General features: G+C 46.2%; 10 protein-coding genes. 2 read left to right on the forward strand and 8 right to left on the reverse strand.

Annotated features, from left to right (window positions below; translation table 11 throughout):
- Positions 1-63: 63 nt before the first annotated feature.
- Positions 64-387 (forward strand): transposase, encoded by a 324-nt coding sequence (locus F4X55_00620; protein MYC39514.1) that lies wholly within the window; start codon positions 64-66, stop codon positions 385-387.
- Positions 369-1223: an IS3 family transposase gene (locus F4X55_00625; protein MYC39515.1), complete on the forward strand. Its 855-nt coding sequence runs from the start codon at positions 369-371 to the stop codon at positions 1221-1223. Before F4X55_00620 ends, F4X55_00625 begins: the two co-directional genes overlap by 19 nt.
- A 93-nt stretch (positions 1224-1316) precedes the next feature.
- Here F4X55_00625 and F4X55_00630 read toward each other — a convergent pair whose 3' ends face one another.
- From F4X55_00630 to F4X55_00665, 8 genes are all read right to left on the reverse strand, one after another.
- Positions 1317-2216, reverse strand: a complete 900-nt coding sequence (locus F4X55_00630; GenBank protein MYC39516.1) for a hypothetical protein — start codon at positions 2214-2216, stop codon at positions 1317-1319.
- Between the two features lie 492 nt (positions 2217-2708).
- Positions 2709-3689: a hypothetical protein gene (locus F4X55_00635; GenBank protein MYC39517.1), complete on the reverse strand. Its 981-nt coding sequence runs from the start codon at positions 3687-3689 to the stop codon at positions 2709-2711.
- Between the two features lie 73 nt (positions 3690-3762).
- The gene (locus F4X55_00640) at positions 3763-5136 is read right to left on the reverse strand and encodes a hypothetical protein (protein MYC39518.1); all 1374 of its coding nucleotides are present in this window, start codon (positions 5134-5136) and stop codon (positions 3763-3765) included.
- 128 nt (positions 5137-5264) lie between these two features.
- A complete protein-coding gene (locus F4X55_00645) occupies positions 5265-5822 on the reverse strand; it encodes a hypothetical protein (protein MYC39519.1) in 558 nt (185 codons plus the stop codon).
- Between the two features lie 105 nt (positions 5823-5927).
- Positions 5928-7574, reverse strand: a complete 1647-nt coding sequence (locus F4X55_00650; GenBank protein MYC39520.1) for a DUF262 domain-containing protein — start codon at positions 7572-7574, stop codon at positions 5928-5930.
- A gap of 46 nt (positions 7575-7620) precedes the next feature.
- Positions 7621-8598, reverse strand: a complete 978-nt coding sequence (locus F4X55_00655) for a hypothetical protein (protein MYC39521.1) — start codon at positions 8596-8598, stop codon at positions 7621-7623.
- Between the two features lie 63 nt (positions 8599-8661).
- The gene (locus tag F4X55_00660; GenBank protein MYC39522.1) at positions 8662-9867 is read right to left on the reverse strand and encodes a hypothetical protein; all 1206 of its coding nucleotides are present in this window, start codon (positions 9865-9867) and stop codon (positions 8662-8664) included.
- Between the two features lie 47 nt (positions 9868-9914).
- Positions 9915-10679: a T9SS type A sorting domain-containing protein gene (locus F4X55_00665; protein MYC39523.1), complete on the reverse strand. Its 765-nt coding sequence runs from the start codon at positions 10677-10679 to the stop codon at positions 9915-9917.
- Positions 10680-12046: the final 1367 nt, after the last annotated feature.

Here is a 12046-nt window from a genome sequence, read left to right on the forward strand (position 1 = left end):
AGAACATATTACCCCTTCTATGAGGTTATGTCAAACATTATTGCGTAAGTCCTAAGTTTATTAATGTACTGCCATCGGAAATTGAGACCACTCCCTAAACCAAGATTGTGCTACAATGACAATCTACTTCAAAGGAGCATTCCGATGGCGAAACACAGAAGATTTACCCCTGAGTTTAAAGCAGAAGTTGTGCTGGAGGCACTTCGCGGTGAAACTTCCCAAGCGGAGTTGTGTCGCCGCCATAACCTAAGTATAGCGACGCTCTTTGACGCTACGGATCAGCAGTCGAGCGAGGTGGCGGAGCGTATTGCTCACCTTGAGCAGCTCGTTGGACGGTTAACCGTGGCGTTAGACATCGAAAAAAAAGCATTGACTTTCTCGAGTTGATTCCGTCTGAAGAATGCCGAATCGTTGAGGCATTACGGACACAGCACTCAGTGCGAGAGATTTGCGAGGTGCTGGGTTTCACCCGGAGTACCTTCTATTATCAACCGAAAATCGACGCGTCTGAAGACGTTCTGCGAGCAGAAATAGAGAAGTTAGCTGCGCAGTATCCGACCTACGGATATAGACGTATTACGCACTTACTGCTGAAGACGGGATACCGCGTTGGGTATCGGCGTGTTACCCGATTGATGAAAGAAGACAACCTCTGTGTCGCAGTCAAACGTGCGTGCCAAACGACCCACTCCACTGACGGTCTGCGTCCGTGGATGAATCACCTGAAGACCGTTTCGGTCTGTCGATGCGATCAGGTCTGGGTCGGCGATGTGACTTACGTCCGACTCAAGGGACACTTCGTCTATCTCGCACTGTTCATGGATGTCTTTACCCGCATGATCCGAGGATGGCAGGCCAGTCCACATTTGACGCAGCCACTGACCTTGAAACCCTTGGAAGCAGCACTGCACCGAAGCGTCCCGGAGATACACCATTCCGATCAAGACGCGCAGTATCTTTCAAACGCTTATGTTGCCGCGCTCAAGGCATACGGCGTTGAGATTTCTCTCGCACGGCGGGGACGCCCCTGGGAGAACGGACACGCTGAAAGACTCATCCGCACCCTCAAAGAGGAAGAAGTTCACCTCAGAGAGTATCAGGACATCCACGAGGCTCGCGAGCACATCGGGCATTTTATCATACACGTCTATAATCAGAAACGCCCACATTCGGCGTTAGGATATTTGACACCTAAGGAATTTCAACGAAAAACCTTATCTTAACTTTGCGAAATTGTGGTCTAAATAAGCGTATGCACTTCAATCCTCCTATAATTTACAACGCAATAAGTAATTTTGGACTTGAAAATTTTCGTTCTACAATTTCTCTGTTTTTATGTTGCTGCCAAATATCTTCTTCAATTCATCAGGATCCGATATAAATGAGTCATCAATCATCTTATTAAACGCCTCGTCAATTTTTACCCATTCATGCCCCTGGATATCTGGACGCGTCCGTGTTAATTTCTTCAAGATATAAGTCTCAACATCTTGGGCATGAGGTTTGTTATTACACTTAAAAATACCAATCAATATCGGATCATCAGTAGGATGATAGGTTTTAACATATCGACTATGAAATGATTTCTTCGTAGTTTCGCCAATTTTCACATGCCTTTTATCACCAAAATACCTCCACGCATATACAAAAGCAAAGTCTTTACCTTTAAAACGTTTGACAGGTGAAGGTTTACGAACTCTAGCTGATGGACCCGGGTCTGGTACAGATGAAGGATCAGGGGCAGGTTTTGATTCCTCCTCAGATTTTTTTAACTTTTCCTCAACTTCAGTAGCCCCATCCGCAACCGTCTCCGCCTCCGCATCTTCAATCTCATCGATAGGTTCATCACCTGGCTCATCGCCTGGTTCAACTGACGATGAGTCAGATTCAGATTTGATTGACTCTTCTGCAACTGCCTCTGCCTCTGTAACTTCAGCAGACTCTTCCACAACTGATTCTGCCTCCGTATCTTCAATCTCATCGCCTGGTTCATCAAGGGCTGATTTTGATTCCTTTTCAGATTTGGTTGATTCTTCTGCAGCTTCAGTAGACCCATCTTCACTTGCGTCTGCCTCCTCAGGTTCGTTGAGATCCGATCTAATTGTGTCTGATGTCTTTAATCCGAATTTCTTCCTTAGGGCTTTAACCAGTGCACAAAGGTCCAGAACGGTCAGATTACAAATTGCGTCAACCATTTTTTTTATGTCTACAGCCATGTTTGCACCTTCCTTCCAAATTAACGAAGGAGAGAAAAAATATTAGGTTCACCCTCATCACTCTAATCCACCGCTCCACCATGCGTAAGCGAATGCCAACATCTTCTCAATGTCTGCTACTTCTACGCCTTTTGTGTAAACCGCACAACCGGACGAAGAGTAATCTCTTTCATGTCTGTGATTCATCATACCACTTCTTGTTCTAAAACTGAGATGATGGCTTCTTGGATATGAAAAACACCGAGTCGTGCCATCTGTTTTGCAATCATAGACCGCTCCATTTCTAATAGTTGGCTATCCATCAGTGGAATGTTAAAGTTAAATCGAGCTTCCCTTGGCAACTCGGCATGCAACCTGTTTCACGAAGTTGGATAGGACTCGACACAAGGGTGTGTCGAGGTGAAACTCCTATCCACCAAGTTAATGAAAAGTATATCACAAAAAAGGGGAAAATTACAAATTTCGCCCTGATCCACTGCATACCCAGCAGTGCTATTCTCCCATAACCCGCTCCCGGTGCCATGCCAATGCTTCCTGATCAGGACAGTGTCGTTCAACGGAAGGGGTCCATATACGTTTATCACGTAACTCACTTAACATTCTCGCCGTCGGTTCATGTTCGTGTGAAATTGGTGGAACAATGACGTGGTATGTTTCGTTGAAAGAAAATAATCTTGCATCAAAAGCCCAGTGGTGTGATTTACACAGAGAAATCCCGTTCCGGATATCGTCATTATACGAAACAGAAAACGGGATGATATGGGCAGCATCAGTGATACTGGCACCGATCGCCGTGCGGATGTCTAACGCACAGACCGCACACTTATGCTTGTAAATCTTCATGATCGCTTTACGGAAACCGGCACTCCGCACCGGGGTTTCTACTTGGATTGACGCGACATCTCTCTGCATTGAAAAGGGGCGTTGGGTGTCCTGCATCAACTGTTCACTATAGCTTTCAATGTCCTCCGCGATGTATTCCAAGCCGAGGGTTCGGTGTTCCTCAATGACCCGTTCAATCTCATGCCTAATATTTGAAAAATAGGTGCTGATCAGCACCTGACGGAGTATCTCCCGATACTGGGGCATCACGAGTAAAACAAAAAGACGCTCGTCCAGCTTAGCAGTGGCATTCGCGTTGCGAAGATACGCCTCAGTAGGGGTTCCCCCAGCAGGTCTTGATTGCAGTTCTGGGGGATCCAAGTGCCAGAACCCATTGGTTTTCAGATGAAAAAAGGGATTGTGGAGACTCGGTTGCCAATTCGCTGTGTTCCTGCTATTGAAAACCGCTATCAGATCTGCAAAGAAAGACTTCTTCTCTTGGATTTCTCTAAAAGGGATACGGTTTTCGGGGAGCTCGTCGCTCTCAAGCATTTCCATGATTATTAACAAGAGAAACGGTTTGTGCGGAGTCTGCTTGCTGTTCTGTAAGTCTTGCAGCCTTTGGATATAGTCTTGTAGCGTGTGGATCATCGTTTTTTCTTCAGACTCTGTTTGTGAACGACACGTCTGTCTTTGTGCTGCTCATCTGGTGTTTCCAATGCTTTTATATCAGGCACCAATAATCTTTGTTACCTTCCCTGTATCGCTCTGCCCATCCTTCTGCTTCCATTTCACACAGGATATCATACGTGCTTGTACGAAAGTCTCTCAACTGGGTAGGGCTTCCACCTCTTTCCAGATGGTATTGTGTAAGGACTTCTAAAATGGATGAGATCGGCAAGGATCCCTGCCAGGGATATGATGTGTTGAGAATGGATCGGATAATCGGAGTGTTCAGGGGTTCTCCTGCATATTCATACCACTTTGCATCTTCCTTGGGCTCAACTTTGGGTGCTAGCTTGCACGCCTCAATGCGGTTGGCCAATTCCCCGACGGGTTCAAACCCGAGGAGAACGTTGAGTTTACCAGAGTATTGCCAACCGCCCTCGAACGATTCGATTCTTTCGACAACGGACTCTTGGAAGTGGTCCTCGAGCCTGACAACTTTGTGGAATTCGTCGTTTTTTAGACCGAGTTTCTCACGGATCCGGCGCCAACTCATTGGTCTTGAACCTTGGGCATTTATACGAAGTTCAGCGACCTTACGCCCGATTTCCACGCGGTCCTCCAAGGTGTTTGCTGCACGGAACTTCTCCGCTATTGAGGGTTTTGGCTCGGAAACCTTTCGGGTTGAGGCCAAGGTTTTAATGCGTTCGTTACTCTCCGATTCAACAGTCTGTAGGCGATTCTCTTTTTCCAAGAGACGTTTTTTCAAGTCAGCGTTTTCTGCTTCCACTGATTTCAACAGATTTGACATATCTGTGAGGCGTTCGTCGGAAGCAAGCCATTCTGTTTCCATTTCCTCCAATCGACTTGATGTAGTATTGAGCTGTTTTTTCAAGTCAGCGTTCTCTGCTCTTACCACTTCCAGTTGGTCAGATACATCTGCGGTGTGTTCTTCCTCTTCATAAGAAAAAAGCCGATCTCGGATATCTTCAACTTCACGCTCTGCGTCTTGATTTTTGATCTCGCCGAGTACTTCAGCGACGTGAGTTAGGGCTGCCCGAGTGCGCTCAGCGTCCAGATCCTCTACCCCTGGATGTGCCCAAAGATTTCGACCGTCCACTATCACTCCAGTCTTATATTGGACCTTTGAATTGGAATTAAACTGTTGACTGAAAACACGATCACGATGCCAATATTTTCTGATAATGTGCGGAAAATGCTTGATATCTATTGCAGCTTCAATGTTTCCGTTCTGTTCTTGCAGGTCTTCCTTGAATTGTTCTGCTTCTTCATAGGACAAAGAATCTCGAATTAAGTCTTCAACCTGCTCGCCTCGAACTTTTCTTAAGCATCGGATGATAAATGAACGCATAGCATCACGATATATATCGTGAGCTTTGCGAAGTGCCTCCCGATTCGGATATTTCGTCATGCTTATACACAGCCTCCTGGACTGCCACTGGAAATTTAGGCCACTCTCTAAACCAAGATTATGATACGAGGGATTTGACAAGCAAGTTTTAATATTAACTGAGAAAAATATCGTACTCCAATTCAAGGTCACGAAGTCACCTGCGCCCACGGATAGAGGTGCGTCCAATCTTTGCTGAAAATAACCCGAACCGGTTGATACACTTCCGCACACAGCCGCAGGAAGACAGCATACACCAATGCCCGATGATTCCCGTCTTCAAGGTAAAACCGGATATTCGAGGAATGTGCAGGTTTCTCATAAGCCGCCAGCGGTCGAATCAACAATTCTCCCATCAAGCGCGGATCAAACCGCGCACTGATAAGAAAGCATCCGTCAAACCACGGCTCGTCCTCGGAGAGATGTTTGAAGACATGGATTGGGCTTTGATAGGGGTATGCCTCCAAAAGCCTGTCTACGACTTCTTTCAGCGTGCGCGACTTTTCCTTAGGCGTTAAGATGTCTACCAACTCCTGATTGTTTGCCCACACAGCGTCATTCGCTTCCATGAAAACGAGGTCGTCAAAGTCCGCTTCATTGAGCGTGAAGGTTTCGTACGCTGCACGCTCTATCTGCTGTCGGGTGGCTTCGTATGCAGAGTGAGATGCCGACAACTGATGGGCATCCGCTAACAAGAGTTCTTTCACGTTTGCCTCCGAATGCTGTGCCAGCGCGTATTGAAAAACTTATTTAATTCTAAATGATGTTTCGTGTCCTTATCCCCATTTCTCACGAATCCATTCTATCATCCACTACTCCCGTTCTTCAATCTGGGCTTCTCCCCACCCCTGATCCTCAATCGTTTGCGCGACATCGCAAGCACTGAAAAGTCCTGTCTGTCTGTAGCAGGGTGCCTTCACTTTCGGATCCTTATCTCCCAGTCTTGAATTGAGACCGGGCGGTAAAAGCAATAGGTTTCCAAGTCTATGAACGAAAATACCGTCTTGGTCGGCTTCCAAGGGTACTTGACTACCTTTGGACTGTGGGAAAATGTGTTCAATAGAACGTGAAGGTGAATCTTCCCAAATGCGCCGCCATTGTTCGTTATCAAACCTCTGTCCCTGTTGTTCAGCCAGATGCTCCTCGTAACGGAACAACAAATATCGGAGCTCAGTCTCCCAGCCTTCGTACCAATTGATGTCCTCGGGTTGATTGAGTAACGCGTCAATGCTATACGACGCGCCGAGATCTCTTATTCTCTGTAAAATGTCATCAGCACTTAACTCAGAATTGTTCTGTATGTCGCGCGCCAATCTCACATAATTTCCGACCCCTGTGCGGGCATCCTTATCAAGAAGTCCGAAGATGCGGAACGTCGTTTTCTCCCATTCATTGAGAAGTTGTGTTTTTTCATCGGCAGAAAAATCTGATAAGAGGATTGCTACCGCTAGCAACCGTGCCTGAGAAATTTCAGTTACGGCTTCTCTGACCCCCCTCATATCCGCCAGAAACTTATCAACCGCTGTTGTAACCTTTAGTAGCCATTTTGAAACCGTAATTGCTTCAGGCGTGCTTGTGCCAACTTGTTCAGTGAAACTCTTAACAGCTCCTTCTTCACCAAGGGGTTTACTGAGCGAAGCAGACGATATAAGTGTAGCACCAAACCTCAGTGCCTCAGTGCTGAGCCCTTGTCGGAGACCAACAGTCCGATAAATACGGCCCCAAATCCGATGAAGTTCATCGATATGTTCGCGGCTATTGTCAGGATTGTTTCCAAAAGCTACCCCCATGAGCCGACTTTTGAGTTTATCTAACCAAGAAACATCAAGGCCTCTGTCATTAAGAGTCTCAAAAACTGTATAGACAGCCGCCTCATTCTCAATTTGATAAAAGATGAAATACAGTTGATCCTTGACGATTGTCAATAGTTCCATAGGGGCATCCCACGTATTAACAAAAAATTTGCACTCGTGGATCGCACTTAGCAACTCTTTATCCGCAAGTGTCTGAGCATCTGAAACATCCGTGGACTCTCCCAATCTGAGGTAGTCAGCACAATAGTCACTATTATCATGATTCGTTTGCAGCAGAATGAGATCTAAATCGTCTCCCTTGACAAGAATCCTCTGAAGGTCTTGTGCATCATCAGGCCGCAAACATTTCAATTCCTGCTCAATCGCTTTCAGAAGCAGCACAAGTGTCGTGAGCCGTTGTTGTCCATCTACAACTTCTATGACGCTATACTGGTCAGCTCCGATCAATCTTGAGGTGCGACGCAATCCTACCACCGTCGCCATAAAATGGGAACCGTCTGGAGTCCCTTCAAGATTCTTAATATCACTAAACATATCGTTTCGCTGTTTGCGATGCCATGAATACGCCCGCTGATAAGGGGGAATATGAAACAAGCGTCTCGCAAGCAATTCGTCTAGGGTAAGACGGGCAGGGGGTCTCAACATGTTTAAAATTCTCCTTTCATTGCTGTGGATGCCGCAACCAACACCGTTAATCGTTTATTTTTTTTAATTCCCCCCAAGTCGTTGTGAACTGTGAGTCGCGTTGCTCGACGGGGAAAGTGGTCGGATACCACCAATCGGGGTCATAATTATATGTTGAATTTAGGGGTGACGTAAGTCGATGCCAATGATTCGTCCGGCGCGTTACTTTATAGATATGCTGCTGGGTGTAATCGTCTGGGTGGGCTTCCAGAAGCATTTCGCCGCCATACGGAGAAATGTCAGGGTGGTGTAAATGATAGCCCTCCCAATAATTCATCCGCCTTGCCTCTCCACCCCAACGGGGGACATAATAAATACCGCTATCCCCAAAAGTATCTACCCAAGAAAAAACAATATAAATGCTTTGGGGTCCCCAGGTAGGATCTGAGAGTTCAGTAGAGAGACTGCCATCTACGAGTTTGCGGACCCGCCGTGTTTCAAGATCAATGACATAAAGAGAGGCCCCTTCTGAAGCACCTGACCCGGCACCGTCCTGAAGAAATGCTATATACCTTCCATCCGGGGACCAGGCAGGATTGGCACCAGCAACGAGAAATTCTGGAGAACCTCGCGCGAAATCCCAAATATAGATTTCCTCAAGATTCAAGGCGTAAGCGATCCTTTCCCCGTCAGGTGCCCAAGTCGGTGATGTTCTGTGTCTCGAAAGGAGCCTGACGCGTTCTTGGTTGCTTCCATCATCCTCCATGATATAGAGGTCGGGCTGCCCACTTCGGTCAGAGACAAAAACGATGTGTTGTCCATTCGGAGACCAAGTCGGATCGTAATCGTCTGCGGCAGAGACGGTTAAGGGTGTCTTATCATCTCCATGGGGTCCCATAGCATAAATGTCTAAATCGCCGAAGAATTGCGATGTATACACGATTTTACCGCTTTCCCAGATACTCGCGAAAGCGGTTATAGAAATACTTGTACATACTAAGATGAAGCTTAAAAGACGAAACGTAAGGAATCGGGTTATTTTCATGCATTCTCCCTTTTTTGACAATATTTGATGCTCAATATCCGTATGAGATAATCAGGTAGTCTCTTATCCTAAAGTATCATGCACGCGAAGCACCCAGTACAATTTTTCAAGGGTTTCACGCAGCCAGCGAAAATTAGGATCCAAATTGGCGATTTGGGTTAAATCTACGTTTTCTTTCTCCACGCGGAACTGATAAATATTGCCGCGCACTTTGCTGAGAGTGATAGCTTCAAACGAAAAGGCTTTTTCAATCTTGCTTTTGCGGGCTGCCAACTTCTGATAGTGTGATTGAAAATAACGCGAATCCCCGCGTATAGAAATTACTGCAGAAATTTGGTCCCGATTGTGAGGTATCCAGGCATTAATCCAAATACCATGTAGATTGTTTTCTTTTCGATAGCCACTCTCATAGTTTATATAGGGGGAATTTGCTCCTTCTCCAAAATCAATATATCGTAGGATGTTACTTTCATGTTTTACGTATTCCCTAAATTTGTCCCGAATTCTCTCAAAATCAGATATGTTTGACATCCTCCATTTCTTTCCATAATGCGCGATAAAGCCTTGATAGTCGGATGTCTCTTTCAGAAGTAGATGATTAATACCCGGTTGTTCAGAATGGCAACCGATACAGAGTGCCATTAGATTGTCGTACCGGGTGCCATAGATATGGTGTGTGTGTAGATAGTATTTGTGTTGACGAAACGAGAGTTGGCACATCTCACACTGCCACGCTTTCTGTTCCTTATATTCCAGCGAGATTCTTTTCCACGAGTCCGAATAGTTAAAAGGTTCAGATACCTTAGCAGGGGTTTCAGATAGCTGGGTGGTATGATATGGTGTTTTCGGTTCTGATAGTGAAGATGTATCAGGTGTAACCTCCGTATCTTCAACGCTCTTGTTTTCTTGCACAGTACTCGCTGGCGTTTGAGGTTTCGCACGGCTAGGCGTTGATAAAGACCCTTCGTTTGTCTTGGCAGAGGTTTCTTCAGACAAGTGGGTGGCTTCATAGGGTGGCTTCAGTTCTGATTTAGGTTCCGATAGTGAAGGTGTTTCAGGGGTAGCTCTCACATCCTCAACGCTGCCATCTTGTTGTACAGTTTTTTCTGGCGTTGGTGGCTCTACACGGCTGGGCGTTGATAAAGACCTGTCGCTTTTCGCAAGGGTTTCAGGCGTATCAGATTGTTTTCGTGATTTTTTGCGTCTGTCCAGTATTACCGCAATCCCAAGGATGATAAGCGCGATAAGAAGTGGTATCAGTATTTCCATCTAAGAATTGTCTCCTCTCTCCTCCTGTTACAGAGAGATATTAGGATTTACCGAACAATGAGCATTTTCCGCGTAGCAGTGAAATCCGCGGCTTTGAGGGTGTAGAAATAGACACCGCTTGCGACAGGCTCACCAAGTTCGTTTTTACCATCCCAATACGCTGCACGGCTTTTGTCCTGATAGACACCCGCGGGTTGATGCCCTAACCCTAATGTCCGAACCAACTTCCCATCCGCTGAATGGATAGCGATTGTAATCACTGCCGACTTGGAGAGTTTATAGGGTATCCATGTTTCCGGATTAAATGGGTTCGGGTAGTTGGATAGCAAGACTGTCTCTTTTGGAAGTTCGCTTAAGCGTGTAGGTGCTGCGAATCCATCCCGGTAAAGGTCTAACCTATCTCCCCGTTGGTTATATGCAAAACGATATGTAGGCGCGACGTTAGTGTTCCCGATAGCACTGTCCAAACTGTAAACACGGTAGGTAACTTGTTGTCCATCACCGGCGATATGGTCAAACCGGATTTTCGGATAACTTGACGGAATGCTTTGTCCACTCGAACGGTGCGTTATTATAAAACCTGTTTCAAGAGACGACGATTCCCAATTCTCTTTATTTGACCATCTGATTTGATAGTGCACAGGAACGCCAGTTTGGTTTCTAATCTTGAAGGTCCGTTGGGGGTACGTTCGTGGGGGTGGTAGGGGCACTAAATCAGCAGGAACACTATTCAACAAGACTTTTACGTTCTTCACAGGAGCGGCGAGTGTCATAGTTTTTCTGTTCCCTTCACTCACAATTCCTATAAGCATCCCTCGACCGTTGAGGACGGGACCCCCACTATTGCCTCCACGCACACCCGCTTCTATTTCTAAGCAAGCTCCCCCACTTAGGAGGCACTCTCTCCAAGCACTGACGAAAACCCCTCGATCCCAGTCCCACAATTGTACCCCTGGATTTCCCAAGATATGGACCGTATCGCCTTTCTTCATGCTGTCTTCAACATTCCTGCTAAAATCATGCTCAATCTCGCGAGCAGTTAAAGGTAGGCGCCTGAGCTGGAGTATTGCCAAGTCATTCCTAACATTTTGTTTAATCACCCGTGCTTCGGTAGCATAACCATTTTTCTCCAGCCAGTCCCAATTGTCCACATAGAAGCCTTCCTCTATCTCGAGTCCGTTCCTACCCTCATACGGAAAGAATACATGGACCCACTCAGCACCGCGTATCACATGTTCATTTGTAACAACAAGCCGACGTTTTCTATCGATCAAAACGCCACTCCCCTTACCTATCCAGTCCGTAATCCACACGACTGATGCCATTGCCTGATCGTAAATTTGTCGTGCTGGAAGGTCTGGTAGGTTTCGCCACGCGTCACCACCGACCCGTAACAGACGCGCAAGTTCATCAATCGCTGCTGGGCTCTGGAGCAGTTCTTGCACCAACGGGTCCCTTAGCAAATTTTTGAGTGCCCAATCCGCTTTCAGTAGTGCCACGAATTTCGGATCTATGTCCGGTATGAATATTGGTAAGAGATCCGGGTCATCAACGACGAGATTAATAGTTTGAGGATTCAAAAATCGCTGATTGTCTGGTGCTTTCAAGCCTTCCAGGACCTGCGGTAAAACCTCCTGAATATCTGCACGCTGCAACGTCTGCTTGTGCTTCCGAAACACTTGTTGTGCCAGAGGAATCCCTTGCCCCAAAACAGAGTTCGGAATTGAAATACAAAAGATACACGCTATAAAAATACAAAGACATACCTGTTTTTTCATTGACAGTATTAGATTTCCCAGCCCAGTCTTTTATCCCCCTACCATGGTGGGAAGGGTGGCAGAAACGGAAGGGGCTCCGTCTCATGGTAGTACCACCCAAAACTGGTTTGATAAGTGTAGCAGAAAAAAGAAAAAAATTGCTAATTTTCTTCCCTATGCCTCGTGGAGTTCGCCTGAAAACATAGGAAAAAAGCGAAGCAGTCATATCGAGACTGAGCAGATTTAATTTAGAAAGCCAACAATCAAAGCGACACTGCCGATTGTGATAATGCTGCCAATGGCAACGGCTACCGCTATAAACCCCTTTAATCTCCTTTCTGACGTATCCATTCTATTGCTAAGTTCCTTTTTGGCATCGTCAATCTTCTTGTCGAGACGCGATTCAAGCTGCCCAATACCTT

This window comes from Candidatus Dadabacteria bacterium (assembly GCA_009840385.1).
GTDB lineage: Bacteria > Desulfobacterota_D > UBA1144 > Nemesobacterales > Nemesobacteraceae > Nemesobacter > Nemesobacter australis.